At 72.0% G+C, this 26204-nt stretch carries 23 protein-coding genes; 10 read left to right on the plus strand and 13 right to left on the minus strand.

From position 1 onward, the window contains the following. Positions 1-82 precede the first annotated feature (82 nt). Both ACIQ1J_RS16475 and ACIQ1J_RS16480 read right to left on the minus strand, forming a co-directional pair. Positions 83-1351 (minus strand): SWF or SNF family helicase, encoded by a 1269-nt coding sequence (locus ACIQ1J_RS16475; RefSeq protein WP_403557379.1) that lies wholly within the window; start codon positions 1349-1351, stop codon positions 83-85. Next, entirely contained in the window at positions 1348-4215 is a 2868-nt protein-coding gene (locus ACIQ1J_RS16480) for a DEAD/DEAH box helicase (RefSeq protein ID WP_403557608.1), read from the minus strand. Before ACIQ1J_RS16480 ends, ACIQ1J_RS16475 begins: the two co-directional genes overlap by 4 nt. Before the next feature lie 261 nt (positions 4216-4476). Here ACIQ1J_RS16480 and ACIQ1J_RS16485 point away from each other — a divergent pair, with 261 nt between their 5' ends. Then, positions 4477-4659: a hypothetical protein gene (locus ACIQ1J_RS16485; protein WP_210959562.1), complete on the plus strand. Its 183-nt coding sequence runs from the start codon at positions 4477-4479 to the stop codon at positions 4657-4659. Positions 4660-4663: 4 nt separating this feature from the next. Here ACIQ1J_RS16485 and ACIQ1J_RS16490 read toward each other — a convergent pair whose 3' ends face one another. The 3 genes from ACIQ1J_RS16490 to ACIQ1J_RS16500 all read right to left on the minus strand — a co-directional run bounded on the left by ACIQ1J_RS16490 (position 4664) and on the right by ACIQ1J_RS16500 (position 7670). Next, positions 4664-6103, minus strand: a complete 1440-nt coding sequence (locus ACIQ1J_RS16490) for a tannase/feruloyl esterase family alpha/beta hydrolase (RefSeq protein WP_403557380.1) — start codon at positions 6101-6103, stop codon at positions 4664-4666. A 168-nt stretch (positions 6104-6271) separates the two neighbouring features. Next, entirely contained in the window at positions 6272-7204 is a 933-nt protein-coding gene (locus tag ACIQ1J_RS16495; protein WP_403557381.1) for a hypothetical protein, read from the minus strand. A 139-nt stretch (positions 7205-7343) separates the two neighbouring features. Continuing rightward, positions 7344-7670, minus strand: coding sequence for a hypothetical protein (locus ACIQ1J_RS16500; RefSeq protein WP_403557382.1), 327 nt, complete (start codon positions 7668-7670; stop codon positions 7344-7346). A gap of 104 nt (positions 7671-7774) precedes the next feature. On the opposite strand from ACIQ1J_RS16500, the gene ACIQ1J_RS16505 reads away from it, so the two are divergent. Then, positions 7775-8635: an oxygenase MpaB family protein gene (locus ACIQ1J_RS16505; protein ID WP_403557383.1), complete on the plus strand. Its 861-nt coding sequence runs from the start codon at positions 7775-7777 to the stop codon at positions 8633-8635. Positions 8636-8718: 83 nt separating this feature from the next. Here ACIQ1J_RS16505 and ACIQ1J_RS16510 read toward each other — a convergent pair whose 3' ends face one another. Then, entirely contained in the window at positions 8719-9318 is a 600-nt protein-coding gene (locus tag ACIQ1J_RS16510; protein WP_403557384.1) for a class I SAM-dependent methyltransferase, read from the minus strand. Positions 9319-9484: 166 nt separating this feature from the next. Between ACIQ1J_RS16510 and ACIQ1J_RS16515 the strand changes: the two genes are divergently transcribed. The 5 genes from ACIQ1J_RS16515 to ACIQ1J_RS16535 all read left to right on the plus strand — a co-directional run bounded on the left by ACIQ1J_RS16515 (position 9485) and on the right by ACIQ1J_RS16535 (position 14563). Then, the gene (locus ACIQ1J_RS16515; RefSeq protein WP_403557385.1) at positions 9485-10258 is read left to right on the plus strand and encodes an MHYT domain-containing protein; all 774 of its coding nucleotides are present in this window, start codon (positions 9485-9487) and stop codon (positions 10256-10258) included. A gap of 63 nt (positions 10259-10321) precedes the next feature. Continuing rightward, positions 10322-13027, plus strand: a complete 2706-nt coding sequence (locus tag ACIQ1J_RS16520; RefSeq protein WP_403557386.1) for a nitrate- and nitrite sensing domain-containing protein — start codon at positions 10322-10324, stop codon at positions 13025-13027. Then, positions 13024-13461 (plus strand): roadblock/LC7 domain-containing protein, encoded by a 438-nt coding sequence (locus ACIQ1J_RS16525; RefSeq protein ID WP_403557387.1) that lies wholly within the window; start codon positions 13024-13026, stop codon positions 13459-13461. Before ACIQ1J_RS16520 ends, ACIQ1J_RS16525 begins: the two co-directional genes overlap by 4 nt. A gap of 18 nt (positions 13462-13479) precedes the next feature. Next, a complete protein-coding gene (locus ACIQ1J_RS16530; RefSeq protein ID WP_403557388.1) occupies positions 13480-13893 on the plus strand; it encodes a DUF742 domain-containing protein in 414 nt (137 codons plus the stop codon). Between the two features lie 64 nt (positions 13894-13957). Beyond that, positions 13958-14563: a GTP-binding protein gene (locus ACIQ1J_RS16535; protein ID WP_403557389.1), complete on the plus strand. Its 606-nt coding sequence runs from the start codon at positions 13958-13960 to the stop codon at positions 14561-14563. Positions 14564-14691: 128 nt separating this feature from the next. Here ACIQ1J_RS16535 and ACIQ1J_RS16540 read toward each other — a convergent pair whose 3' ends face one another. Next, positions 14692-15120 (minus strand): PPOX class F420-dependent oxidoreductase, encoded by a 429-nt coding sequence (locus ACIQ1J_RS16540; protein ID WP_210959546.1) that lies wholly within the window; start codon positions 15118-15120, stop codon positions 14692-14694. Between the two features lie 106 nt (positions 15121-15226). On the opposite strand from ACIQ1J_RS16540, the gene ACIQ1J_RS16545 reads away from it, so the two are divergent. Next, positions 15227-15640, plus strand: a complete 414-nt coding sequence (locus tag ACIQ1J_RS16545; RefSeq protein WP_403557390.1) for a roadblock/LC7 domain-containing protein — start codon at positions 15227-15229, stop codon at positions 15638-15640. Between the two features lie 137 nt (positions 15641-15777). Further along, positions 15778-16725, plus strand: a complete 948-nt coding sequence (locus tag ACIQ1J_RS16550; protein WP_403557391.1) for a DUF6397 family protein — start codon at positions 15778-15780, stop codon at positions 16723-16725. Between the two features lies 1 nt (position 16726). On the opposite strand, the gene ACIQ1J_RS16555 is transcribed toward ACIQ1J_RS16550, so the two are convergent. Both ACIQ1J_RS16555 and ACIQ1J_RS16560 read right to left on the minus strand, forming a co-directional pair. Further along, complete coding sequence (locus tag ACIQ1J_RS16555) at positions 16727-17593, minus strand: acyl-CoA thioesterase II (protein WP_210959541.1); 867 nt, start codon at positions 17591-17593, stop codon at positions 16727-16729. Between the two features lie 19 nt (positions 17594-17612). Further along, positions 17613-20126, minus strand: coding sequence for a DEAD/DEAH box helicase (locus ACIQ1J_RS16560; protein ID WP_403557392.1), 2514 nt, complete (start codon positions 20124-20126; stop codon positions 17613-17615). A 145-nt stretch (positions 20127-20271) separates the two neighbouring features. Between ACIQ1J_RS16560 and ACIQ1J_RS16565 the strand changes: the two genes are divergently transcribed. After that, on the plus strand, positions 20272-21066 hold the full coding sequence (locus ACIQ1J_RS16565; protein ID WP_403557393.1) for a metal-dependent hydrolase: 795 nt from the start codon (positions 20272-20274) through the stop codon (positions 21064-21066). Between the two features lie 23 nt (positions 21067-21089). Here ACIQ1J_RS16565 and ACIQ1J_RS16570 read toward each other — a convergent pair whose 3' ends face one another. The 4 genes from ACIQ1J_RS16570 to ACIQ1J_RS16585 form a co-directional block, all read right to left on the minus strand. After that, complete coding sequence (locus ACIQ1J_RS16570; protein WP_210959535.1) at positions 21090-21362, minus strand: type B 50S ribosomal protein L31; 273 nt, start codon at positions 21360-21362, stop codon at positions 21090-21092. A gap of 63 nt (positions 21363-21425) precedes the next feature. Beyond that, on the minus strand, positions 21426-21896 hold the full coding sequence (locus ACIQ1J_RS16575; protein ID WP_403557394.1) for a DUF5709 domain-containing protein: 471 nt from the start codon (positions 21894-21896) through the stop codon (positions 21426-21428). Between the two features lie 396 nt (positions 21897-22292). Beyond that, positions 22293-24074 carry an ABC transporter ATP-binding protein gene (locus ACIQ1J_RS16580; RefSeq protein WP_403557395.1) on the minus strand — a complete coding sequence of 594 codons (1782 nt, stop codon included), beginning with the start codon at positions 24072-24074 and terminating at the stop codon, positions 22293-22295. Continuing rightward, positions 24071-26071 carry an ABC transporter ATP-binding protein gene (locus ACIQ1J_RS16585; protein WP_403557396.1) on the minus strand — a complete coding sequence of 667 codons (2001 nt, stop codon included), beginning with the start codon at positions 26069-26071 and terminating at the stop codon, positions 24071-24073. Before ACIQ1J_RS16585 ends, ACIQ1J_RS16580 begins: the two co-directional genes overlap by 4 nt. Positions 26072-26204 lie beyond the last annotated feature (133 nt).

Below are 26204 nucleotides of genomic sequence, written 5' to 3' on the forward strand. Positions count from 1 at the left end.
CCCGTCCCAGGCATTGGACCGCGCCTCGTCCGGCCGCCCCGGCACCCGTGTCGTCAGTGCCCAGCTGGCGCAAGGGCAGACGTCAGCACTCGTCACCGGCCGCGAGTACCGCCGTGGCCAGCGCCGTCGCCGGGTCCTGGGCAGCGCCGCCCACGGGGACCCAGCGGCCGCGCTCCTTGCGGTACGGCCACCAACGGCCGTCGCGGTCCAGGCGGAGCTGGTGGGGAGCGTCGACGACGGTCCACCGGTTGGCCCGCGCCCGCAGTGACGGCCGTTCGTCCTCGTCCCAGGCCGATTCCAGCGCCGCACGCGCGCGTGCGAGGGGGTCGCCCTCCACCGTCCACTCCTCCTCGAGCACCGACAGTGCGGCTCCGCCCCCGAGCCGCCACGCGCGTACGGCGACGGCCAGCGCCTCCCGGGTGCGCCCCGAGCCGTCGCCGAGGCGCTCCAGCACGTCCGCTCCGGGGTCGCCGGCGGCCAGGCGCACCGCATCCTGCGAGGCGGTCGGTTCCGCGCCCACCGTCTGCCGGCCGTGTCCGCTCCGCAGCGCCTCGGCGAGCAGGCGGTGTGCCTCCGCCGCGGCCCGGGAGGCCAGGAAGGCCAGGGCTGCCGGGTCGACGCCCGGAGGTGGCGCGCTCTCGGTGTCCAGCGACGGCGGTACGCCCGGACCCTCCATGAGGCCGGGCAGGGCGGGCAGCGGAGGCAGCAGGTGCCCCGCCGCGTACGCCTCGGCGGCGTCCACACCCACCGGGAGGGAGGCGGCGTCCTCCGTGGCTGTGTCGCCGCGCGTCTGAAGGGCGTCGAGTACGGCGCCCTCCGGCCGTCCGCGCATCAGCAGCAGGACGAAGGGATCCTGGTCCAGCAGCCTGGCGACCTGGTAGCAGAGCGCCGCGGTGTGGCCGCAGTGGTCCCAGGCGCCGCAGTCGCACTCCGGTTCCAAGTCGCCCAGGCCCGGCAGCAGGTCGATGCCGGCGCTCGCGGCGTCCTCCACGAGGTGCGGCGGCATGTCGCGGTCCAGTAGCGCCGCCACATGCCCGGACCGCTCGACGGCCATGTCGGCGAAGCGGTCCCACTGCGCGTCGGACAGCTGCTCCAGGAGGACATCGGCCCGATGCGCCGTGCGGTCCCGGTCGTGCACCACCGCGGTGATGCGTCCCGGACGTACGGACACCGCGCCGACCGCTCCCGCGCGCGCGAGCCGACGGCCCGTCTTCACCTGCGTCGCGTCCATGGCCGCGTCCTCCAGCGCCTTCAGCCAGGCCTGCCCCCACCAGGTCTGCGCGAAGCCCCGTCCGTGCGCGGGCGGCAGCGCGGGGAACGTCCGTTCCGTGTCTTCGTCGTACCGGGTCATCGCGTACCCCCTCGCAGCTCGACCAGCTCGGCCAGCTCCGCGTCCGTCAGCTCCGTGAGCGCCGACTCGCCCGTTCCCAGCACCGCGTCGGCCAGATCCTGCTTGCGGTTCAGCAGTGCCGCGATGCGGTCCTCGATGGTCCCCTCGGCGATCAGCCGGTGCACCTGCACGGGGCGGGTCTGCCCGATGCGGTAGGCGCGGTCGGAGGCCTGTGCCTCGACAGCCGGGTTCCACCACCGGTCGTAGTGCACGACGTGCTCCGCGCGCGTGAGGTTCAGTCCGGTGCCCGCCGCCTTCAACGACAGCAGGAAGACCGGGACCTCACCGTCCTGGAACCGCCGCACCATGGCCTCCCGCGCCGTGACGGACGTGCCGCCGTGCAGGAACAGCGAGGCGACGCCGCGGGCGGCCAGGTGCTGTTCGAGGAGGCGTGCCATCTGCACGTACTGCGTGAAGACCAGCACACTCGCCTCCTCGGCGAGGATGGCGTCGAGCAGCTCGTCCAGCAGCTCCAGCTTTCCCGAGCGGCGCGTGATCCTCGGCCGGTCCTCCTTGAGGAACTGCGCCGGATGGTTGCAGATCTGCTTGAGGTTCGTCAGCAGTTTCACGATCATGCCGCGTCGCGCCATGCTGCCGGCCTCGGCGATCTCCGTGAGCGCCTCGCGCACCACCGCTTCGTACAGCCCCGTCTGCTCCGCGGTCAGGGACACCGGATGGTCGGTCTCGGTCTTCGGCGGCAGCTCCGGCGCGATCCCGGGGTCCGACTTGCGGCGTCGCAGCAGGAACGGCCGTACCAGCCGCGCCAGCCGCTCCGCCGCCGCCGGGTCCTGGCCGCCCTCGACGGCCTGTGCGTAGTGCCTGCGGAAGGTACCGAGCCGGCCCAGCAGCCCCGGCGTGGCCCAGTCGAGGATCGCCCACAGTTCGGAGAGGTTGTTCTCCACCGGGGTGCCGGTGAGCGCCACACGCGCGCGTGCGCCGATGGAACGCAGCCGCCGCGCGGTTTCCGAGTACGGGTTCTTCACGTGCTGGGCCTCGTCCGCCACGACCATGCCCCACGGCACGGCGGAGAGCCGGTCGGTGTCCAGGCGCATGGTGCCGTAGGTGGTGAGCACGAACTCGCCGTCGGCGAGACCCTCCAGGTCGCGCCGGGTGCCGTGGAAGCGGCGTACGGGGGCGCCGGGTGCGAACCGCTCGATCTCGCGCTGCCAGTTGCCCATGAGTGAGGTCGGGCAGACCACCAGGGTGGGTCCGGCGGCGGACTCGTCGCTCTGCCGGTGCAGATGCAGGGCGATAAGCGTGATGGTCTTGCCGAGCCCCATGTCGTCGGCGAGACAGCAGCCCAGGCCCAACGACGTCATGCGGGACAGCCAGTTGAGTCCCCGTCGCTGGTAGTCGCGCAGGGTGGCGTCGAGCGCGGCGGGCTGCGCGACGGCATCCTGTGCCTCGGGGTCGGCGAGCCGTTCCCGCAGGGCCGCGAGCCATCCCGTGGGGCGCACCTCGACGCGGTGCCCGTCGACCTCCGTCGAGCCCGTCAGGGCCGCGGCGAGCGCGTCGACGGGTGTGACCTTGTGGTCCTGACGGGCGCGGACGCGGTGGGCCTCCTCGGGGTCCACGAGGACCCACTGGTCGCGCAGGCGCACCACGGGGCGGTTGGCCTCGGCGAGCGTATCCAGCTCCTCGCGCGTGAGCCGCTGCTCGCCCAGGGCGAACGACCAGTTGAAGGCGAGCAGCGCGTCGGCGGACAGGAACGACGGGCCGGTGTCCGACGAGGCCGTGGGCGGCGACGGCTCGTCGTCGGGCGGTCCGACCTCCGCGCGGGCGGTCAGGTCACGGGCCAGCTCCCGCGGCCAGTGCACGTCGACTCCCGCGCCGGCGAGTGCTCGGGAGCCCGCTCCGAGGAGCTCGGTCACCTCTTCGTCGGCGAGTTCGACGGCGTCCGGCACGGCGGCCGACAGCAGCGGCGTGAGCGCGGGCCAGGCACGTGCCGCACGGCGGAGCGCGAGCAGGGTGTCCATGCGCACGCGTGTGCCGAACACGTCGCCCACAGTGCCGGCCCACACCTCGGCGGTGTCCGCGACGAGCGCGGGATCGCTCACGCCGTGCACCTGGAGCACGGCCCGGAGCGCGGGTCGGGCCTCCTGGGAAGCCGTGGCCGACAGGCCCCGTACCTCGACCCGCAGCGACAGCCGTACTCCCGCGTCGTGCCCGGCGGCGACATCGGCCGCCCACTCGCGCAGTTCGGGCATCCGCTGCGGCTCCCGCGAGGCGTAGGCGGGGCCGGCGGCCACGAGTTCGGCGGCGGGGGAGCGGGGCAACGTGTCGGCGACCGCATCCAGGAAGGCACGCACCAGCCGCTCAGGGTCGGGCAGCCGCAGGGGGCCGGTGTCGTCGACCGGGACAGCGTGCGCCTCGGGCGGCATGGCGGCGGCGAGATGGCGGATCCGTTCGGTCTCCTCCGGGCCGAGCGGGCCCGTGCGCCAGGCGTCCTGGTCGGCCTCGGACAGGCCGGGCAGCAGCAGGCCGCGTGCCACCAGGTGCAGTGCCTCGACGGCGACCGTGCCCCAGAACACGGTTGCCCGGTGGCCGTCCGCGCTCTCACGCGCGCGCGTGAGAAGCGGCAGGGCCGTCCGCACCGGCAGCAGCACCGCGGGCACGCCGACCGGCCCCACGCCATCACCGTGGGGGAGTGCGACCGTCAGGTTCTCCGTGGTCCCCGACGCCACGGCCGCAGGGGCCTCGCCGTCGGGCCGCCAGAACACCACTCTGCCGGTCCTGGCGGGTTCCCCGGGCACGAAAACAGCACAGCAGTGGGCGAGTTCGGCGATGTCGGAGGGTGGGGCCGGGAAACCGGTCTGCGCAACGATGACGTATTCCTCAAACTTGACTAGTGGGGTCGCGGTCGCTGACTTTACATGATTCCCGAGGCTGGGGGGTGCGGCCGGGCTGTGGTGTGGGTCACCATGCAGATGAAGAGGTGCTCTCTTCGAAGGGAGTCGCCGGCGCGTTCTCAGGGGTGCCTAAGGGTCCGGTCTCAGGGACGTTTCAGGGTCGCGCTACGGAACTGCCGGGAGCGTGGGCCCGTTTTCAGGAGAGAGAGCGGCAGTGGCCGCGAAGGAGGCGACACGATGTCGAAGAACGCCAAAGTCGCAGCGGGGGGCGTGGCGGTCGGGCTCATCCTGCTGATCTGGCTGCCCTGGTGGGCCGCCCTGCTCATAGTGCTGGGAGTCCCGACCGCCGCGTACCTCACCCTGGACCCCGGGCAGCGGCGCAGGCTGCGCCGCGCCACGCGCAAGGAGATCGGCCGTTGAGGCGCTAACGTCGAGTCTCAGGTGACTCGGCGGTCTCGAGAGTCTCGGACGTCTCGGCGGACCCGGCCGTTTCGGTAAATGCGCAGGAGTTGATCACGTCGCCGTTCGCGGGCCTGTCGATCGTGTGGTCCGCGGGTGGCGTGGCGCCCTGCTCCACCCAGGCGGTCAGCGCGTCGAAGGCCGATCGGAAGCAGGGCAGGATCGGCCGCAGCCTGTCGGGATGCGTGTCGTACAGCCCGTCGACGTGCGTGCCGCCCCCGACCGTGTAATAGCGGTGCAGCCCGCCTCGCCCCCTCCTTTCGATCATGCGCGTGTACACGTCGGAGTCGGCGGCCTTGGGCAGCAGCGCGTCAAGATCGCCGTGCAGGGTGATCAGCGGCTTGCCGATGCGCCCCGTAAGTGCGACCCGGGCCATCGCGCGGTGGACGGACGCGGGGCGTTCCGCGTAGTCGTACGTGGCGTCGGAGCGGCACGGCGCCAGGATCTCCTCCAGGGTGGATCCGGCGGTCGCTCCCGGGCAGGCGGGGTCGTAGGCCGGGTCGAACTCGGCCCGGTAGATCTTCTGCGTCAAGCCCCAGTAGGCCTTCTCGTGATACGGCCACAGAAACTCGGAGCCGCGCGCGAAGCCCGCCGCGTACAGTTCCTCGTCCCGTGCCGCGCCGAACATCCGAGCCACCGTCACTGGCAGGGATGTGAGGAGGCTGGGGCCGTTCGCGGTCCACAGCGCCCCCTCCCAGTCCACGCCGCCGTCGTACAGCTCCGGGTGGTTCTCCAGCTGCCAGCGGGTGAGATAGCCGCCGTTGGAGAGGCCGGCGATGTAGGTGCGACGCGGCGCGTGCCCGTAGCGCTGGGCGGCCACTCGGCGGGCGGCCCGGGTGAGCTGGGTGGTGCGTGCGTTCCACTCGGCGACCGCGTCTCCGGGCCGGACGCCGTCCCGGTAGAAGTCCGCTCCGCTGTTGCCCTTGTCGGTCGCGGCGTACGCGTACCCCTGCGCGAGGGCCCGGTCGGAGATCGCCTTGTCCATGGCGTACTGCTTGCGGGTGCCCGGCGCTCCCGTCACGACGAGGCCGCCGTTCCAGTGGTCCGGCAGCCGGATCACGAACTGCGCATCGTGCCGCCAGCCGTGCGTGTTGTTGAAGCGGGAGGAGTCCGGAAAGTACCCGTCGACCTGTATGCCGGGCACTCCGGACGGCGTCCTGGTGCCGCCGGCCGTCAGCCCGGCCTGGTCGGCCATGTCGGTGTAGGGGGAGCCCGCCAACCCGGTGGTGGTCAGATCGTCCAGGCAGGCGCTGCGCTGCAGGGCCGCCCCCGGCACTCGCACGCGCTCCTGGCGGGCGCAGTGCCCCCCTCCGTCGCTCGCTGCCGCGGCGACGGGCGACGGCCCGATGAGCGAGGCCACCGTCACGACGGCGGCGAGGAACGGAACACCACGGGGCAGACGCATCAGGGACTCCAGGCGCGATGGGGAATGGAGCTGAGAGCTGCCCCATCGTGCAGGTCCGCTACGACCTCTTCCATGGGCGGGAGCCACATGGAAAGAGAGCCGGTCATAGAGGTTGAAGACATCTGAGGGCGCCCGATTCCAGCGGAAACGGGTCTCGGTGTCCTCGGGTCAGTTCGGCCTTACGGCCATCTTGTCGAGCGCCTCCAGGAGCCCGGGCAACGACGGTCCCCGCCCCACGGGCAGGACCTCACCGGGTTCCTCGTCGAGCAGGATGAAAGCGATGTCGTCGGTTCTGGCGACCAGCGACCAACCGGGGCCGTCGGCACGCAGTGTCCGGGCGTCCCCCGGCGCGAAAGAGGACCGGACCCGGCCGAGCGGCGGGGGCGTGTCGACATAGGCGCGGGCCTCCGCGAGCACCCGCCGGACACCGCCGTGTCCGGAGGACCCGTCGCTGGCGTCCGTAGCACCGGCTCCGGCGTCCGCTGTACCGGCCTCGTTCGTGGCGTCGGTCCCCGCGCCCTCCCCGGCGCCCGAGTCCTCTTCCGCGACGTCTCCCGGCGCGTCGTCCACGGACCCGGCGTCGCCCCCCGCCACCGGGAAGTCCGCGTCGTCGATCTGCTCCCGCCACTGCGCCCACTGCGCGGCGATCTCGTCGGCTCCCAGACGCCGCTGCGCGGGCCCCCACACCGTAGTGTCCGGTGGCGACAGCGCCGGCTGGTCGGCGGACTCAACGTCGGGATCGTGCGGCGCGGGCACGCCGGGGGCCGCCACGGCGACCGCCAGGGGCCAGCCGGGCAGCGCGGCGACGACCGTACGCTCGTCCGGCGACAGGTCGTACTCCATGCCGCAGTCCCAGGAGGCCACGGCGACGGCCACCAGCGAGACGTCGTCCACGACGACGGTCCACCGGGCGCCGTCACCGTCCTGGCCGAGTACCAGGCCGTAGCCGTCCGCCAGCGGTGGCAGACCGAGCGCCCGGCACGCCTCCGGATAGTCGTCGCCCAGCACACTCGGAAACTTCGCCGGCGTCAGCAGCACCGCCGTGAGCACATAGAGCGCATCGTCCTCGGCGGCGACGGCGCCCTCGTCCGTCCCGGCCATCCCAGCCTCCCCATCGGTTCGTCCAATGGCGCGCACCCTAGTGCGCCGGGGAAGCCCTTGTCACGACTCCCAGACGCACCCGAGCTGCAGTTTTCCGGCTGGACGGGGCGAATCGCCCGCTTGTGACGGACGGGCGGGGTCAGACCGCGGGCAGCCCAAGGAGGGCACGCGCCACGTCCCGCGGCGACTCGTCGCGCTCCCGCGCGAGCGCGATCACCGCCCGGCACGCCAACTCGTTCACCCCGAACGAAAGGGCCTCCGGCGACACCCAGCCCGCCGCCTCGTCGATCCGCTCCTGGTCGTCGTCCGCGCACGCCGAGACGTACTCGGCGGCGGCCTCGAACAGATTGTGCGAGCGCTGCTCCCCTCCCGTTCTCCCCTCCGTGCGCCGAGCGGCGCGAGATCTGTCCCAGGCCTCGTGGATCCTGCCGAACAAGCGGATCACCCCTCCCCTGCCGGTAGCCATGGCCGATCGTGCATCTCACGACACTCAACGTAGAGTTGAAGCTTCGACGGCAGAAGGGGACGGCCACGGTGAAGCGCTTCGAACGGCTGACACAGATCCGGCGGATGGACCCTCACAGGGACGCGTCGGAGATTTATCGGCTGGCCTCGGCCTACGAGTTCCCGTGGGACTTCAGCCGCGCTCTCGAGCTGGCGCTCTACCGCACGTATGCCGTTCCGAGCATCGGCCGGCTACTGGCCGAGACGGCGGAGTTCACGGACCGGGCGCAGAAGCGGTACGACGACACGGCGCTGCTTCTGGACGCCGTCGTCGAGCACGGCTTCGGCAGCGAGCAGGGCCGCACGGCCATCCGGCGCGTCAACCAGATGCACCGCAGTTACGACATCAGCAACGACGACATGCGGTACGTCCTGTGCACGTTCGTCGTGACCCCCAAACGCTGGATCGACGCCTACGGATGGCGCAGGATGTCGCGCCACGAGACCATCGCGTCCGCCGTCCACTACCGCACGCTGGGACGGCACATGGGCATCAAGGGCATCCCCGAGTCCTACGAGGAGTTCGAAGCCTGCCTCGACGCCTATGAGGAGGCCCACTTCGCCTGGGACGAAAGTGCGCGCCGGGTCTCCGACGCGACACTCGACCTCATGGCCTCCTGGTATCCGAGCCCCCTCGCTCCGGTTCTGCGCACCGGGATCCTCGCCCTGCTCGACGAGCCCCTCCTGCGGGCTTTCCGGTACACGCCGCCGAGCCCCGCCACCCGCACGCTGGTACGCCGCGCGGTGCGACTGCGCGGCCGCGCGGTCCGCTTGATGCCGCCGAGGCGCGCTCCGCACCACGCCCGGCAGAACTGGGAGATCAAGGGCTACCCGAACGGCTACCGGCTGGCCGAGCTGGGCACCCGCCCAGTCCCCGGCCTGCGGGGCTGTCCGGTCCGCCACATCGACACGTCAGCCGTCGAGTGAACCGATCGTCCCGCGCGGCGAGTTGAGTCCAGCCCTCGAGGCGGCTCGCGCGATGGTCGGATGGCCGCACCGGACGCGAGCGGTCAGTCCTCGCGCACGGCCAGAGCCAGGAAGCGGTCCTCCTCGTCGACGTACGACGTCATGCGCCATCCGGAACCGGCGAGCAACGGCCGGAGGTTGGGCTCGGCGCGCAGGTCGGTCGGCGTGATCCGCCGCCCCTGCCGTGCCGCGAGCGCCGTTCTGCCGATCGGATGGAACAGCGCCAGCACACCGCCGGGGCGCACGACGCGCGCCAACTCCCGGAGGCTACCGGCGGGATCGGGCAGGTGAGCCACGAGGCCCGCCGCGAGCACGGCGTCCAGCGTCCGCGACCGCAGCGGCAGCGCGGCGACGTCGGTCAGCAGCAAGCGTCCGTCACGGCCCCTCCCGGCCCGTACGGCGGCCTGGAGCATGGCGGGCGTCAGATCGGCCCCGACAACCAGGCCCGACGGTCCCACGGCCGCCCGCAAGGCAGGCAGGGCCCGCCCCGTGCCGCAGCCCGCGTCGAGCACATGATCCCCCTCCCGCAGCCCCAGCGCGGCGACCGCGGCCGCGTATGCGGGGCCGTCGTCGGGGAACCGGCTGTCCCAGTCGGCGGCACGGGCGCCGAAGAACTCCTGGACGTGCGTGTGGTCGTCGCTCATGCTCCGCATGATCCCTCAATGACACACCCTCAATGCCACAGAGGATGCCGCAGCGCACACGTTCGAGCATGACGCGGTCGTCCCAGCGCTTACCTGCGTCAGATAGCAACATCTTTCGAAATGCGCCCCCGCTGTGCGCCCTTGCCGGGACTAGCGTCCCGGGGCCATGGGACACCTGGACCACGCCGCCCTTGGCTGGCTGACCCCCGCGCTGTCGTACGCGATGGCCTGTACCGGCGCAGCCCTCGGGCTGCGCTGCACCGTGCGGGCCCTCGCCGCCACCGGGAGCGCGCGCCGCAACTGGCTTCTCACCGCGGCATCGGCGATCGGCACCGGCATCTGGACGATGCACTTCGTCGCCATGCTCGGCTTCCGGGTCAGCGGCACCGACATCCGCTACGACGTGCCGCTCACCCTCACGAGTCTGCTCGTCGCCATGATCGTCGTATGCGCCGGCGTCTTCGCGGTCGGCTACGGCCGCGAGCGCGGCCGAGCACTCCTGCTCGGCGGACTCACCACCGGGCTCGGTGTCGCGAGCATGCACTACCTCGGCATGGCGGCCGTGCGCCTGCACGGTGACGTGAGCTACGACCCGATGCGCGTCGGGCTCTCCGTGCTCATCGCCGTCGCCGCCGCCACGGCGGCCCTGTGGGCTGGGCTCAACATCGAATCGCCCCTCGCGGTGGCGCTCGCCTCGCTGATCATGGGAGCGGCGGTGAGCAGCATGCACTACACCGGAATGTGCGCGGTGAGCGTGCGTGTCACGCCCTCCGGCGAGGCGCTGCCCGGGGCCACGGCGATGCAGTTCATCTTCCCCCTCGCCGTCGGCCTCGGGTCCTACCTCTTCCTGACCTCGGCCTTCGTCGCGCTGTCGCCGACGGCGGGGGAGCGCGAGGCGTCCGCCTCGGCCCAGCAGCCCGTAGGAAGCACCGCCCGGTGACGGCGGGCCCGGCCGTCAGCGGCCCGGCGACAACGCACCGACCCCGTACCGAGCGAGGAGGCCATGCGCACACCCCGTACGACCCCCGCAGCCGGCGCCGAGACGCCGCACCAGCCACCCGTGCGCGGCCGCCGCGCGCACGCCGGACCACCGGCCGACGAGGGCCCGGCGAAGCCCACGGGCGAGGCACCGCACGCGTCCGCCGCGCGCGCGTGGCGCAGGCGAATACGGCCCCGCACCGTGCGCGCCAGGATCGTCAGCCTGCTGATGGTGCCCGTCGTCTCCCTGCTGGCCCTGTGGGCGTACGCCACCGTCACGACCGCCCAGGACATCTCCCGGCTGCGGCAGGTGCAGCGCGTGGACGTCCAGGTCCGCGCTCCGGTGAGCGCCGCCGTCGCCGCCCTGCAGGCCGAGCGGGTCGCGGCCGTCCGCCACGCCACCGACCGGTCGGCGGTGCCGGGCGGCGATTACCGGGAGCTGTCCGCACGCACCGACCGCGCCGTCGGGAAGCTGCGGTTGGGCGACCGCCACACCGTCGCCGACAGCGAGGAACTGCCCGCCGGTGTGGCCCGGCGCCTGGAAGCTTTCGTCACCGGCGCCGAACGGCTGGCAACGCTGCGGTCCGCCGTCATCGACCGCCGCGCGGACTGGGAGGAGGCCTACCGCCAGTACACGACGACCATCTCGGCGGCCTTCCGGGTGGGCGGCGCGCTGAGCGGTATCCAGGACGCCGATCTGGGTTCCGACGCGCGCGTGCTGGTCGAGTTCGCCCGCGCGGGTGAGGCACTGGCCCAGGAGGATGCCCTGCTCGCCGGGGCCCGCCTCGCCGACGGACTCGGCGGTGAGCGGCTGCGGCTGTTCACCGGCGCCGTCGACAGACGCAGGACCCTCACCGAGTCCGCCGTCGCCGACCTGCGCGGCTACGAACGCGCAGCCTGGCGGGACCTCGCCGGCAGCGGCGCCTACGTCACCGTGGCGGCGGCCGAGGACAGGCTGCTGGCCCACACACCCGGGGGCCGGGCGGTCGAGGCAGCGGCACCGCGGCCCACGTGGGACGACGCCCACGCGCGCGTGCGGGACGGCATGCGGGCGATCGAAGAGGAAGCCGGGCGCCAAGTCGCCGACCGGGCCGACCCGTTCACGCGCGGCGTGATCACTCCGGCCGGGGCCGCGGTCCTCTTCGGCCTCCTGGCCGTCGCCGCGTCGCTCGTCATCTCCGTCCGCATCGGCCGCGGCCTCGTGGTCGAGCTGGTGAGCCTGCGCAACAGCGCCCTGGAGATCGCCCGCCGCAAACTCCCCGAGGCCATGCGCGGACTGCGCACGGGGGAGGAGATCGACGTCCGGTCCGAGGCTCCACCGGGGCCGCCCGCCGAGGACGAGGCCGGCCAGGTCGCCGAGGCACTGGACACCGTGCACCGGGCCGCCCTGCGGGCCGCGGTGGAGCGCGCCGAACTCGCCAGCGGCATCTCCGGGGTCTTCGTGAACCTGGCGCGCCGCAGCCAGGTCCTCGTCCACCGTCAGCTGAATCTGCTGGACAGTATGGAACGCCGCTCCGACGACCCGAACGAACTGAGCGACCTCTTCCGCCTCGACCACCTCACCACCCGTATGCGGCGCCACGCCGAAAGCCTGATCATCCTCTCCGGCGCGGCACCCGGGCGGGCCTGGCGCATGCCGGTCTCCCTGACGAACGTGATTCGAGCGGCGGTCTCCGAGGTCGAGGACTACGCGCGCGTGGAGGTACGGCAGCTTCCCGAGGCGTCCGTGATCGGCGCCGCCGTCGCCGACCTCACCCACCTCGTGGCCGAGATCATCGAGAACGCGGCCCAGTTCTCGCCACCCCACACGCGTGTGCGTGTCACCGGAGAACCCGTCGGCAAGGGCTACGCGATCGAGGTCGAGGACCGAGGGCTCGGCATGGGCAAGGACACGCTCGCCGAGGCCAACCACCGCATCGCGCGGTCCGAAACACTCGACCTGTTCGACAGCGACCGGCTCGGCCTGTTCGTGGTCAGCCGGCTCGCCGCCCGGCACGACATCAAGGTGCACCTCAAGACCTCGCCCTACGGGGGCACCACTGCCGTCGTCCTCCTGCCCACCGCACTCCTGCACAACGGGACGGCGGACCATTCCCCCGGGACGTCAGGCGAGGCACCACGGCCCGAAGAGCGCCGGTACGCGCGTGTGCCAGGCGCCGCCCCGCACCAGGAGCCAGTCCCCGCGTCGGCCGACCGGCCGGCGCTGACGGCCTCCGTACCGGCGGCGGCACAGACCACGGCGCCCGGTCGGCCGCCAGGAGCCCCAGCCTTGCGCCTGCACCGACTCCCTGACGCCGCCACGAAGGCCGCCGGCCGCGACCTGCCGCACGCCGCCGGGAGGTCTGACGGCCCCGTTCTGCCGCACGCGACCGAGGTGTTCGACGGCCCCGGTCTGCCGCACGTGGCGGGTGGGTCTGACGGCCGCGACCTGCCGCACGCGACCGAGGGGTTCGAAGGCCCCGGTCTGGCGCACGCGGCCGGGGAGTCCGACGACCTTCCTCGTCGCGTGCGGCAGGCCAGTCTCGCTCCCCAACTGCGCGACGGGCGCCCCGCCGACCCCGCGCGGCCGCCCCCACCGCCCGGAGACGACAAGCGCACTCCCGAAGTCGTACGGGACCGCATGGCCGCATACCGCGCCGGCTGGTCGCGCGGTGGTGGCCGGCGACCCGGCCGCGGAGCACCGCCGGATGCGCCGGCCGGCGGCAACAGCAATGAAGGAGACCCAGCATGATCCACACCCCCGGCACCGGGAGCGCCCGTCGGACCCGCGAACTCGACTGGCTGCTGGACGACCTCGTCGTATGCGTGAGCGAAGTACGGCACGCCGTGGTGCTGTCGAACGACGGACTCGCCGTGGGCGCGTCGACCGGGCTCGGCCGTGATGACGCCGAACACCTGGCAGCGGTAGCCTCCGGCTTTCACGGCCTGGCCAAGGGCGCGGGCCGGCACTTCGGTGCCGGGGGCGTGCGCCAGACCATGGTGGAGATGGACGACGGCTTCCTGTTCGTGGCCGCCGCGGGCGACGGCTCCTGCCTCGCCGTCCTCACCGCCGTGACCGCCGACGTCGGCCTGGTGGCCTACGAGATGGCACGGCTGGTCAGACGCGTGGGCGAGCACCTCCACACCGCGCCGCGCAGCACCGCGCGGCCGCCCGCCGACGGATGACCCGGGAGGGCCGCGCGGATGACCGAGGACACCACGGGCGGCGGCCGGGAGCGGCCGGGCAGCCAGTGGTACGACAACGAGGCCGGGCCCCTCGTCCGGCCCTACGCGATGACAGGCGGACGCACCCGGCCCGGTCCCACGGGGGTCCGGTTCGACCTGATCGCCCTCGTCGCACGAGCCCCTGACGCGCCGGGAACCGACGACACCGCGCTCGGACCGGAGCACCGGACCCTGATCGATCTCTGCCGCACGGAGACCCAGTCGGTCGCCGAACTCGCCGCGGACGCGGATCTGCCCGTGGGCGTGGTGAGGGTGCTCCTCGGCGACCTGGTGGAACTCGGCTCCGTGACCGTCAGTCGTCCCGTACCGCCCGCCCAACTGCCCGACGAACGGGTTCTGCGCGAAGTGATCGACGGACTCCGCGCACTGTAAAGGAGGCCGAAAGGCCATGACCGGCAGTCACGTTCACGACCACCCGGACCGAGAGGAGTGATCGATGGTCTTCGAGCACTCCGACGCCACGGACGGTGACACGACCGCGCTGGCGTTGAAGATCCTGGTCGCCGGAGGATTCGGCGTGGGCAAAACCACCTTGGTGGGCGCGGTCAGCGAGATCAGGCCGCTGCGCACGGAGAAAATGCTCAGCGAGGCCGGGCGGCTGGTGGACGACACCGACGGCATCGACCGCAAGGTCACCACGACCGTCGCCATGGACTTCGGGCGCATCACCATCAGGTCCGGCCTCTCCCTGTACCTCTTCGGCACACCGGGCCAGGACCGCTTCTGGTTTCTGTGGGACGAACTCTCGCAGGGCGCACTCGGTGCCGTCGTCCTCGCGGACACCCGGCGCCTGGCGGACTGTTTCCCGGCGGTCGACTACTTCGAGCACCGGCGCATCCCGTTCGTGGTGGCCGTCAACTGCTTCAAGGGAGCGCGCCGCTACGACGCCCAGAACGTTCTGCGGGCCCTCGACCTCGACCCGGGAACGCCCGTAGTGCTGTGCGACGTCCGGGACCGCGACTCGGGGAAGGAGGTGCTGATCCGGCTCGTCGAGTACGCCGGACGGATGCACACCGTGCGGCTGCTCGACTCCGTACGCTGACTGGTCCGGTCCCGGTCCCGGTCCGGTCCGACCTGGTCCGGTCCGACCTGGTCCGGTCCGACCCGGTCCGAGCCGACCCGGTCCGAGCCGACCCGGTCCGAACCGCGGGCCTCCGGCCGGAGGACGCCTCAGTCCGCGACGGACTTCTGAGCCAGGGCCTTGTCCACGGTGACGCGGACGAGGAGCTCGCCCGGAACGCCGTTGCGGGCCCCGAACTCCTCGGCGCGCTCCTCGCCCATGTACCGGGCCCCGATCCTGGCGGCCCAGTGCCGGAGTTCGTCCAGGTCCTCCGAGATCCGTGCGCGCCCCTGCAGCACGACGAAGTCGAAGGGCGGCCGGTCGTCGTCCACGCACAGGGCGACCCGGCCGTCGCGGGCCAGATTGCGCCCCTTCACGGTCTCCTTGCCGGTGTTGAACACCACGTCGTCCCCGTCCAGCAGGAACCAGATCGGTGCCACATGCGGGCTGCCGTCCGCGCGAACGGTCGAGAGCTTGCCGGTGCGGGTGCCGTCCGAGACGAACGCCCGCCATTCCTCGTCGGTCATCTTCTGTGCCATGCCCCCATCCTCCTTGCCCGGAGCACAAGCGTGGTGAAGGCTGGCGGGCAGATCCTCCGGCCAGGAGGAGAGCATGCACACGGGGACAACACGGGGAGACCGGACCATGGTGCAGAACCAGGGACTTGGCTGGCTGCTGGACGACCTGACCGAGCGCGTCGAACACGTCCGGCACGCGCTGGTCCTTTCCAACGACGGGCTGGTGACCGGGGCGAGTACGGGTCTGCGACGCGAGGACGCCGAGCACCTCGCCGCCGTCTCGTCCGGTCTGCACAGCCTGGCCAAGGGCTCGGGCCGCCACTTCGGCGCGGGTCAGGTACGACAGACGATGATCGAGTTCGACGACGCCGTACTGTTCGTCACCGCGGCGGGCTCGGGTAGTTGCCTGTGCGTGCTCAGCGGCGCGGAGACCGACATCGGGCAGATCGCGTACGAGATGACCCTGCTCGTGAACCGGGTCGGTGAGCACCTCGACGTCGACGCGCGACAGCCGGGCCGGATATCACCCAAAGACCTCTGACCTGGGCTTTCCACACTTTCGTGGAGGCGGCTGCGGAGTTTTCCACAGGCCTGCCACGGATCTCGCGGCAGCGGCTACGGTCTTGTGTCAGGCGGGCGCGGACAGCACCGGCCGCACACTCCACGGGGGAGAAGACCATGTCCGGGAACACCATCACGCACAAGATCACGACCACTGCCGAGCAGATCGGCACCACCCGCGGCACCACCCGCGGCGCCAACCACGACCCCTCGCTCGCCCCGAACCGCGCGGCACGAGAACTGGGTCTCAGGCGCAGTGAGTTCGACCTCGCCGTACACCTCGGGCGCATCCGCACCGTACCCGACGAGGGAGGAGTTGGCCGACGCGTCGCGCGCGACGAGATCGAACGGATCCGGGCGGGGGAGGGCTTCCCCGAGGCGCTGAGGGACAGCGTCCGCGCCGTCGGGACCATGGAAGGCGCCGCCGTCATGGAAGTGCCCAGGGCCCGGTTCACCCGCCTGGCGCGACTGGGGCTCCTGGTGCCCGTGAAATTTTACGTCAACCGCTATCGCGCCGTCGTCTGGCTGTATCCGGCCGACGAGCTACGGCAGTTCGCGACCGACGAGAGGAATGCCGCGCTGCTGAAGGGCCGTACGCCCCAGGGCCTGCGGGACCAGCTGACGGAGGGCCTGGACCTGCGTCCCCGTAACTGGAGGGGACGACACCTGGGGTTCCTGCTCCGCCAGGCCGACGAGCCGTGGGCCCGGGCCGCGGCCGTCGCGTCAGTGCTCGACCCGGTCGAGGTCTCCGCAGTCGTCCGGGACCCCTACGAGCGCTCCTACCTGAACCGGTTGCGCCCGGTGCCGCCCGCGCACGGTTCGCCCGGCTCTCCGGCCGCGCAGCTCGCCGAGGAGATCATGACGGCGGCAGACCCGGATGAGATCGACTGGCTCCGCACGGACCTGGCGGGCGCGGTGGAAGCCGCACGCGGGCAGCGTCCGGCGCCACGCCCGGCCCTTCGCCCCCTGCCGCCCCCACCGGTCCGGGAACCCATGCCGCACGAGGCCGACGAACCCGGACGGTTCCGCGGCCTGCTGGGCCGGCTGTGGCGCAGAGACTCCTGACCTACAGGGTTCGGAACAGCCCTTCCTGGACGACGGACACCAGCATGCGCCCCTCCGCGTCATAGATCCGGCCCCGCGCCAGGCCCCGTCCACCGGTCGCGATCGGCGACTCCTGGTCGTACAGGAACCACTCGTCCGCGCGGAACGGCCGGTGGAACCACATGGCGTGGTCCAGCGATGCCATGTCGAAGCCCCGCGGGCCCCACAGCGGCTCGACCGGAATGCGCACGGCGTCCAGGAGGGTCATGTCACTGGCGTAGGTCAGGGCGCAGGTGTGCACGAGCGGGTCGTCGCCGAGCGGGCCCACCGCGCGCATCCACACCGCGCTGCGGGGCTCGGCACCCTGGACCTCCTCGGCGCTCCAGCGCAGCCGGTCCACGTAGCGGATGTCGAAGGGCTGGCGGCGGGCCATCCGCTCGAACTGCTCCGGCAGTGCGCCCAGGTGCTCCCGCACCTCGTCGGTGACCGTCGGCAGGGACTCGGGATCCGGGACCTTGCGCGCCGGAGGCAACTGGTGCTCGAAACTTCCCTGCTCAGGCTTGTGAAAGGAGGCGGTGAGCGTGAAGATCGTGCGGCCCTGCTGCACCGCGGTGACCCGGCGGGTCGTGAACGACCGCCCGTCCCGGTCCCGTTCGACCTGGTACACGATCGGCACTCCCGGGCGTCCCGGGCGCAGGAAGTACGCGTGCAGCGAGTGCACCGGGCGGTCGCCCTCAGTGGTGCGGCCCGCGGCGACCAGCGCCTGGCCGGCCACCTGGCCGCCGAAGACCCGCTGCAGCGACTCCTCGGGGCTGCGGCCACGGAAGATGTTGACCTCGATCTGCTCCAGGTCGAGCAGGGCGACGAGGCTCTCGGCCGGATTCGTCATGGGTGGGATTCTCCTGTGTTCACAGCTGGCCGACATCGGTGACGCGGACGACCGCCCGGCCCTCCGCGTCGGAGGCCGTGAGGTCGACCTCCGCGCTGATGCCCCAGTCGTGGTCGTCGTTCGGGGCGTCGAAGATCTGGCGTACGCGCCACAGGCCGTTCTGCGGCTCCTCCTCGATCACCAGCAGCTTGGGGCCGCGGGCGTCCGGACCGGTGCCGAGGTCCTCGTACTCGTCCCAGTACTTGTCCATGGCCTCGCCCCACGCGTCGGCGTCCCAGCCGGCGTCGGCGTCCATCTCGCCCAGCGCGTCGACCTGGTCGAGGGCGGCGAGCTCGACCCGGCGGAACATGGCGTTGCGCACCAGGACACGGAACGCGCGCGCGTTGGCGGTGACCGGCCGCACCTGGTCGGCCTTCTCCTGCGCCTCCTCGGCGGTCATCTCCGCCGGGTTGGCGAGCTGCTCCCACTCGTCCAGCAGGCTGGAGTCGACCTGGCGCACCATCTCACCGAGCCACTCGATCAGGTCCTGCAGGTCGTCGGACTTCAGGTCGTCCGGAACGGTGTGGTCGAGGGCCTTGTAGGCGCTCGCCAGGTAGCGCAGCACGATGCCCTCGGTGCGGGCCAGTTCGTAGTGGGAGACCAGCTCCGTGAAGGTCAGCGCCCGCTCGTACATGTCCCGGATGACCGACTTCGGGGACAGCGGATGGTCACCGACCCACGGGTGGCTCATGCGGTAGGTGTCGTAGGCGTGGAAGAGCAGCTCCTCCAGGGGCTTCGGGTACGTGATGTCCTGGAGGCGCTCCATGCGCTCCTCGTACTCGACGCCGTCCGCCTTCATCGCGGCCACGGCCTCACCGCGCGCCTTGTTCTGCTGGGCGGCGAGGATCTGCCGCGGGTCGTCCAGGGTGGACTCCACGACCGACACCATGTCCAGCGCGTACGACGGCGACTCCGGGTCCAGCAGCTCGAAGGCGGCCAGGGCGAACGTGGACAGCGGCTGGTTCAGCGCGAAGTCCTGCTGCAGGTCCACCGTGAGACGTACGATGCGGCCCTCGGCGTCGGGCTGGTCGAGCTTTTCGACGATGCCGCCGCCCAGCAGCGAGCGGTAGATGGCGATCGCCCGCCGGATGTGCCGGAGCTGTTGCTTGCGCGGCTCGTGGTTGTCCTCCAGCAGGTGCCGCATCGCCTTGAAGGCGTCGCCGGGCCGGGCGATCACCGACAGCAGCATGGTGTGCGTGACCCGGAAACGGGACGACAGCGGCTCCGGCTCGGAGGTGATGAGCTTGTCGAACGTGCTCTCCGACCAGGCCACGAAGCCCTCGGGCGCCTTCTTGCGGACGACCTTGCGCCGCTTCTTCGGGTCGTCGCCCGCCTTGGCGAGCGCCTTCTCGTTCTCGACGACGTGCTCGGGCGCCTGGGCGACGACGAATCCCTCCGTGTCGAACCCCGCACGCCCGGCCCGGCCGGCGATCTGGTGGAACTCCCGGGCCCGCAGCGTGCGCACCCGCGTGCCGTCGTACTTGGTCAGCGCCGTGAACAGCACGGTCCGGATGGGGACGTTGACGCCCACGCCGAGTGTGTCCGTTCCGCAGATCACCTTCAGCAGGCCGGCCTGCGCGAGCTTCTCCACCAGCCGCCGGTACTTGGGCAGCATGCCGGCGTGGTGGACACCGATGCCGTGCCGGACGTAGCGGGAGAGATTGCGGCCGAACTTCGTGGTGAAGCGGAAGTTGCCGATCAGCTCGGCGATCCGCTCCTTCTCCTCCCGCGTGCACATGTTGATGCTCATCAGCGCCTGCGCCCGCTCCACGGCCTGCGCCTGCGTGAAGTGCACGATGTAGACGGGAGCCTGCCGGGCCGCCAGCAGATCGGTGAGCGTCTCCGTGAGCGGGGTGTAGCGGAACTCGTAGGAGAGGGGGACGGGCCGGGTCGCCGAGCGGACCACCGCTGTGGGGCGGCCGGTGCGGCGCGCGAGGTCCTTCTCGAAGAAGGAGACGTCACCGAGCGTTGCCGACATCAGGACGAACTGGGCCTGCGGCAGTTCCAGCAGGGGGATCTGCCACGCCCAGCCGCGGTCCGGCTCCGCGTAGAAGTGGAACTCGTCCATGACGACCTGGCCGATGTCCGCGTGTTTGCCGTCACGCAGCGCGATCGACGCCAGGACCTCGGCGGTGCAGCAGATGACGGGGGCGTCGGAGTTCACCGAGGCATCGCCGGTCAGCATGCCGACGTTCTCGGTACCGAAGATCTTGCACAGCTCGAAGAACTTCTCCGACACCAGCGCCTTGATCGGAGCCGTGTAGAAGGTGACCTCGTCCCGGGCGAGAGCGGCGAAGTGGGCGCCCGCCGCGATCATGCTCTTGCCGGAGCCGGTGGGCGTCGACACGATCACGTTCGCGCCGGAGACCGCCTCGATCAGCGCCTCCTCCTGATGAGGGTAGAGCGTGAGACCGCGCTCCTGGGCCCATGCCTCGAAGGCTTCGTACAGGGCATCGGGGTCGGCGGTCCGCGGCAGCTGATCGATGAGGGTCACGCACCCATCTTGCCTGGCCTCGGCCGTGATGGGGGAATCGGCTGTTCGCGTGAAGATCACGAACGCTACGCTGGGTCGCCGATGAGGCATCAGCGGACCCGGACAACTGCACAGCGGCACACTAGGAATGGGGCGGGCAACGGCGATGATGGGACCAGCGCACTCACTGTCGGGCGCCGCGGCGTGGCTCGGCGTAGGGGCGGCGACCGCCGCCGCAGGGCATTCGATGCCCTGGCCGGTGCTGCTCGCCGGAGCCCTGATCTGTGCCGGAGCGGCGCTCGCCCCGGATCTCGACCACAAGGCGGCCACCATCTCCCGGGCCTTCGGACCGGTCTCGCGGGGGCTGTGCGAAATCGTCGACAAGTTGTCGTACGCCGTCTACAAGGCCACCAAGAAGCAGGGCGACCCGCGCCGCTCCGGCGGGCACCGCACGCTGACGCACACCTGGCTGTGGGCGGTCCTGATCGGCGGTGGCACTTCGGCCCTGGCCATCACGGGTGGCCGCTGGGCGGTCCTGGCGATCCTCTTCGTGCACATGGTGCTCGCGATCGAGGGTCTGCTCTGGCGGGCTACCCGCGGCTCCAGCAGCGACGTACTGGTGTGGCTTCTGGCCGGCACCAGCGCGTGGATCCTCGCCGGGATACTGGACAGGCCGGACGGGGGCGCGGACTGGCTGTTCACCGCACCGGGCCAGGAGTACCTGTGGCTTGGGCTGCCGATCGTGCTGGGCGCGCTGGTGCACGACATCGGGGACGCGCTGACCGTCTCGGGCTGCCCCGTACTCTGGCCGATACCCGTGGGCCGCAAGCGCTGGTATCCCATCGGCCCGCCGAAGGCCATGCGGTTCCGGGCGGGCAGCTGGGTGGAGCTGAAGGTACTGATGCCGGCGTTCATGCTCCTCGGGGGAGTGGGCGGCGCGGCGGCACTCAACTTCATCTGAGGGCCGAAAGAGGTCCGGCCCCCTCAGCCGGTCCCGTCGGCACCCTGCCCCTCGCCTTGGCCGTAGCGCCGCTCGAAGCGGGCGACACGCCCTTCCGAGTCCACCGTCCGAGCCTTGCCCGTGTAGAAGGGGTGGCTCTCCGAGGAGATCTCCACGTCCACCACCGGGTAGGTCTCACCGTCGTCCCACGCGATGGTCTGGTCGCTGGTCGCGGTGGACCGGGTGAGGAAGGCGTACCCGGCGCCGCGGTCGCGGAAGACCATGGGCCGGTAGTCGGGATGCTTGTCCTGCTGCATGGTTGCTCCTCATACGGCGCGGATCATCGGGATGACGGCACGCGAAGGCCGTCATGGGGGGCGTCAGCCGGGCAGGGAGTCCTCGTCGACGACGTGCATCGCCGCCTCCTCCGCGGAGGAGGCGGCGCCGTCGATGCCCACGTCCATGGCGACCAGCGCCGGCTCCTCGTCCTCGTGCGCCCCCTCGTCGGGTGCCACGAGCCGGCCGGAACGGTCCGCGCCGACCTCGTTGTCCAGCAGTTCCCCGTCGGTGCCCTCGGAGTCGCCCAGTCCGTCGCCGTCGGGTGCGAGCACATCCGCTCGTTCCTCGGCGAGCCGCTGCTCCAGCGTCTCGCCACGGTGCCGTTCGGCGGCCGTCACACCCGTGTGCTCCACTGCCCAGGGGCGCTCGGGCGGGGACCAGCCCCGGTCAAGAGGATCGGTGACGCCGTCGTACTCGAGTGTGTCCTCGCCGTCGAGCAGACCGGTGTCCTCCCGCTGCTCGGATCCGTCGGGCTGGTAGACGTCGTCTCCCCATCCGTCGGCGCTGTTCACGGGTACCTCCAGGGGGTGGGGACGGGCCCCTTCTCGCCGTGGACCGCGGCGGGCCGCCGCTGCACGGGGCACAGGCGTCACCCCTCTCGGAACCGCACGGTTCGTGGGCCTACCCCGAGCCGGTGCCTCCTCCCAGACTTCCACTCCCGTTCGGGACCGCGCAACGGCACGGCCGTCGACAGGCGCCCCAGGGCACCCTCGACCCACCGGGCCCACCGGAGGCCCGCCCCGGCCTGCCGGCGGGAGGAACCGTGCCGAGCCCCGGCCGGACCCGGCCGAGCCCCGGCCGGACCCGGCCGAGCCCCGGCCGGACCCGACCGAGCCCCGGCCGGACCCGTCCGGCCCCCGGTCTGCTCCCTCCGACCCCCGGTCGGGTGCCACCGGGGGTCTGCGGGGTCACCCGTGCCACGACCGCCACAGCGCCGCGTAGGCGCCGTCCGCCGCGACGAGCTCGTCGTGGCTTCCCAGCTCGCTGATCCGGCCCTGCTCGACGACGGCGATGACGTCCGCGTCGTGAGCGGTGTGCAGGCGGTGGGCGATCGCGACCACCGTGCGGCCGTCCAGGACCCTGGCCAGGGACCGTTCGAGGTGGCGAGCGGCCCGTGGGTCGAGCAGGGACGTCGCCTCGTCCAGTACCAGGGTGTGCGGGTCGGCCAGCACCAGACGGGCCAGCGCGATCTGCTGGGCCTGGGCGGGGGTGAGCGCGAAGCCGCCCGAGCCGACCTCGGTGTCCAGGCCCCCGCCGAGAGCGCGGGACCAGTCGTCCGCGTCGACCGCGCCCAGCGCCGCCCACAGCTCGGCGTCGGTGGCGCCGGTCCGGGCGAGGCGGAGGTTGTCGCGCAGGGAGCCCACGAAGACGTGGTGCTCCTGGTTGACGAGGGCGACGTGCGAGCGGACCCGTTCGGCGGACATCCGGGACAGCTCCGCCCCGCCCAGGGTGATCCGGCCTTCGCGGGGACCGTAGATGCCGGCCAGCAGCCTGCCCAGGGTGGACTTGCCGGCACCGGAGGGGCCGACCAGGGCGAGCCTCGTGCCGGGCGGGACCTCCAGCGACACCTTGCGCAGGACGTCCACTCCCTGGACGTACCCGAAGTGCACGTGGTCGGCGTGCACGTGCCGTCCGTCGGGAGCCAGCGAAGGGTCACCGGCGTCCGGCTCGATGTCCCGCACACCCACCAGCCGGGCCAGGGACACCTGCGCCACCTGGAGCTCGTCGTACCAGCGCAGGATGATGCCGACCGGGTCGACGAGCATCTGCGCGATCAGCGCCGCGGTGGTCAGCTGACCGACCCCGATCCAGCCCTGCAGGACGAACACACCGCCGATCAGCAGAACGGAGGCGAGCACGGTCACATGGGTGACGTTGACGACCGGGAAGAGCACCGACCGCAGCCAGAGTGTGTAGCGCTCCCAGGCCGTCCACTCCTTGACCCGGCGCTCCGACAACTCGATGCGACGGGCGTCCAGGCGGTGCGACTCGACGGTGCGCCCGGCGTCCACGGTCTCGGCGAGCGCCGCGGCCACGGCGGCGTACCCGGCGGCCTCCGAGCGGTAGGCGGAGGGTGCCCGCCGGAAGTACCAGCGGCAGCCGATCACCAGCAGCGGTACCGCGATGAGCACCGCGGGCGCCAGCGGCGGAGCCGTGATCACGAGCCCGCCGAGCAGCAGCACCACCCATACCACGCCGATCGCCAGCTGGGGCACCGCCTCGCGCATGGCGTTGGCGAGCCGGTCGATGTCGGTCGTGATCCGGGAGAGCAGGTCGCCCGTGCCGGCCCGTTCCAGCACGCCGGGCGGCAGTCCCACCGACCGCACGAGGAAGTCCTCGCGCAGATCGGCCAGCATCCGCTCGCCGAGCATGGCCCCGCGCAGCCGAACCTCCCGCACGAACACGGCCTGGACGGCGAGCGCGAGCACGAAAATTGTGGCCGTGAGGCCGAGGTGCAGCTCGCGCTCGTCGTCCGAGACCCGTTCCACGAGCCCGCCCAGCAGGTAGGGACCCGCCATCGAGGCGATCACGGCGACGGTGTTGACGCTGACGAGGAAGAGGAACGCACGGCGGTGCCGGCGCAGCAGTTCTCCCGCGTACGCGCGTACGGTCGCGGGCGCGCCGACGGGCAGGGTGCTCGCCGTCGTGGGGGCCGCCGGGTCGTACGACGGTGGCGCGACGCCGATCATGCCGTCTCCTCGATCTCTTCCAGTCGGTGCAGTACGTCGTCGTTGCCGAGGACGTCGTCGTCCAGGGTCATGCCCACGGCCTTGGCCGGCCGGCCCCCGGCCGGTGTCCCGGCCCCGTGCGTCCCGGCCCCGTGCGTCGTGTCCCCGTGCGTCGTGTCCCCGTGCGTCCCGGCCCCGTGCGTCGTGTCCCCGTGCGTCCCGGCCCCGTGCGTCGTGTCCCCGTGCGTCCCGGCCCCGTGCGTCGTGTCCCCGGGTGTCGCGGTCTCCTCGTCGGTCTCGCGGGTCACCACCGCCCGGTACCGGGGCTCGGTGTGCAGCAGTTCCCGGTGCGCGCCCACCGCCGCCACCTCGCCGTCGTGCAGGAACACGATCCGGTCCGCGCGGTCCAGCAGCAGCGGAGACGAGGTGAACACCACCGTGGTGCGTCCGGCGCGCAGGGTACGCACCCCCTGTGCGATCCGTGCCTCGGTGTGCGAGTCCACGGCGGAGGTAGGTTCGTCGAGGACGAGTGCTTCCGGGTCGGTGATCAGGGACCGGGCCAGCGCCAGTCGTTGGCGCTGGCCGCCCGACAGCGAGCGGCCCCGCTCGGTGATGCGGGCGTCCATCGGATCGTCGGCGCCGAGTGATCCCTGTGCGAGTGCCGCCAGTACGTCGTCGCACTGGGCGGCGGCCAGCGCGTCCTGGGCGCCGACCGCACCGGAAGCGGGCACGTCGAGCAGCTCACGCAGTGTGCCGGAGAGCAGTACCGGGTCCTTGTCCTGGACCAGGACGGCGGTGCGCGCGGATTTCAGCGGCAGTTCGTCGAGCGGCACCCCGCCCAGCAGGGCCGACGTGCCCTCCTCCGACGGGTGCCCCCCGAGCCGTTCCGCCAGTAGCCCGGCCTCGTCGGGGTCGCCGCACACCACGGCGGTGAACCGGCCCGCCGGGGCGAGGAGACCGGTGGTGGGGTCGTACAGGTCCCCGGTCGGGACCTCGGCGGCGCGCGACCCCGCGGTGTCGGTGGCCCGTTCCAGCGCCAGCACCCGTGCGGCCCGCTTGGCCGATGGCCGGGAGAAGGAGTACGCCATGGCGATCTCCTCGAAGTGCCTGAGCGGGTAGGTGAGGATCATTACGGAGCTGTAGACCGTGACGAGTTCACCGACGCCGATGCGGCCCTCGCGGGCCAGGTGGACGCCGTGCCACACCACCGCGATCAGCAGCAGACCCGGCAGCATCACCTGGATCGCGGAGATCAGGGACCACATGCGGGCGCTGCGCACGGCAGCGTGGCGCACCTCCTGGGAGGCGCTGCGGTAGCGGTCGAGAAAGAGTTCCTCACCACCGATACCGCGAAGCACGCGCAGCCCAGCGACGGTGTCCGAGGCCAGTTCGGTGGCGCGGCCCGCCTTCTCGCGCTGGACGTCGGCCCGCCGGGTGGCCCGGGGCAGCAGGGGCAGTACCGCGAGGGCAAGCACCGGCAGGCCCAGGATCACGACGACGCCGAGCGCCGGCTCGTAGACGACCAGGGCCACGCAGACCAGCACGATGGTCAGTGCCGCCGCGGTGAAGCGGGAGACGGCCTCCACGAACCAGCCGATCTTCTCGACGTCGCCGGTGGATACGGCCACGACCTCGCCGGCCGCGACGCGCCGGGTCAGCGCCGAGCCCAGCAGCGCGGTCTTGCGGGCCAGTAACTGCTGGACGCGGGCCGCGGCGGTGATCCAGTTGGTGACGGCGGCGCGGTGCAGGAAGGTGTCGCCGATCGCGTTCCCGGCGCAGCAAAGCACCATGATGCCGCCCGCGAGGGCCAGCCGGGTGCCGGAACGGTCGACGACGGCCTGGATGGCGAGACCGACGCAGAACGGCAGGGCGGAGACGGAGGCGAAGTGCAGCAGGCCCCAGGCCAGCGACTTGAGTTGTCCACCCAGCTGGTTGCGGAACAGCCACCACAGAAAACGGGGCCCCGAGCGCGCGTCCGGCACGCCCGGGTCGGGAAACGGAAGGTCTTGGATCTGCATGGCGTCCCAGTGGCTCGTGTCAGGGGGTGCCGTTGCAACACGGCATCGAGAGGCTGCAAACCGTGAAAGGTTCGCGTCGCGGAGTGCCCAAAATCAAGCGGTTTTCCGCGGTGGGGTGTGAATCCGGCTGCCG

It is taken from the genome of Streptomyces sp. NPDC097107, from assembly GCF_044762405.1.
GTDB lineage: Bacteria > Actinomycetota > Actinomycetes > Streptomycetales > Streptomycetaceae > Streptomyces > Streptomyces thinghirensis.

Bases quoted from the DNA above. Each gene is read 5' to 3' on its own strand.
- ACIQ1J_RS16475 (WP_403557379.1), bottom strand. From the start codon at position 1,351: ATGACCCGGTACGACGAAGACACGGAACGGACGTTCCCCGCGCTGCCG.
- ACIQ1J_RS16485 (WP_210959562.1), top strand. From the start codon at position 4,477: ATGTCGAAGAACGCCAAAGTCGCAGCGGGGGGCGTGGCGGTCGGGCTC.
- ACIQ1J_RS16490 (WP_403557380.1), bottom strand. From the start codon at position 6,103: ATGCGTCTGCCCCGTGGTGTTCCGTTCCTCGCCGCCGTCGTGACGGTG.
- ACIQ1J_RS16495 (WP_403557381.1), bottom strand. From the start codon at position 7,204: ATGGCCGGGACGGACGAGGGCGCCGTCGCCGCCGAGGACGATGCGCTC.
- ACIQ1J_RS16500 (WP_403557382.1), bottom strand. From the start codon at position 7,670: ATGGCTACCGGCAGGGGAGGGGTGATCCGCTTGTTCGGCAGGATCCAC.
- ACIQ1J_RS16505 (WP_403557383.1), top strand. From the start codon at position 7,775: ATGGACCCTCACAGGGACGCGTCGGAGATTTATCGGCTGGCCTCGGCC.
- ACIQ1J_RS16510 (WP_403557384.1), bottom strand. From the start codon at position 9,318: ATGAGCGACGACCACACGCACGTCCAGGAGTTCTTCGGCGCCCGTGCC.
- ACIQ1J_RS16515 (WP_403557385.1), top strand. From the start codon at position 9,485: ATGGGACACCTGGACCACGCCGCCCTTGGCTGGCTGACCCCCGCGCTG.
- ACIQ1J_RS16520 (WP_403557386.1), top strand. From the start codon at position 10,322: ATGCGCACACCCCGTACGACCCCCGCAGCCGGCGCCGAGACGCCGCAC.
- ACIQ1J_RS16525 (WP_403557387.1), top strand. From the start codon at position 13,024: ATGATCCACACCCCCGGCACCGGGAGCGCCCGTCGGACCCGCGAACTC.
- ACIQ1J_RS16530 (WP_403557388.1), top strand. From the start codon at position 13,480: ATGACCGAGGACACCACGGGCGGCGGCCGGGAGCGGCCGGGCAGCCAG.
- ACIQ1J_RS16535 (WP_403557389.1), top strand. From the start codon at position 13,958: ATGGTCTTCGAGCACTCCGACGCCACGGACGGTGACACGACCGCGCTG.
- ACIQ1J_RS16540 (WP_210959546.1), bottom strand. From the start codon at position 15,120: ATGGCACAGAAGATGACCGACGAGGAATGGCGGGCGTTCGTCTCGGAC.
- ACIQ1J_RS16545 (WP_403557390.1), top strand. From the start codon at position 15,227: ATGGTGCAGAACCAGGGACTTGGCTGGCTGCTGGACGACCTGACCGAG.
- ACIQ1J_RS16550 (WP_403557391.1), top strand. From the start codon at position 15,778: ATGTCCGGGAACACCATCACGCACAAGATCACGACCACTGCCGAGCAG.
- ACIQ1J_RS16555 (WP_210959541.1), bottom strand. From the start codon at position 17,593: ATGACGAATCCGGCCGAGAGCCTCGTCGCCCTGCTCGACCTGGAGCAG.
- ACIQ1J_RS16565 (WP_403557393.1), top strand. From the start codon at position 20,272: ATGATGGGACCAGCGCACTCACTGTCGGGCGCCGCGGCGTGGCTCGGC.
- ACIQ1J_RS16570 (WP_210959535.1), bottom strand. From the start codon at position 21,362: ATGCAGCAGGACAAGCATCCCGACTACCGGCCCATGGTCTTCCGCGAC.
- ACIQ1J_RS16580 (WP_403557395.1), bottom strand. From the start codon at position 24,074: ATGATCGGCGTCGCGCCACCGTCGTACGACCCGGCGGCCCCCACGACG.
- ACIQ1J_RS16585 (WP_403557396.1), bottom strand. From the start codon at position 26,071: ATGCAGATCCAAGACCTTCCGTTTCCCGACCCGGGCGTGCCGGACGCG.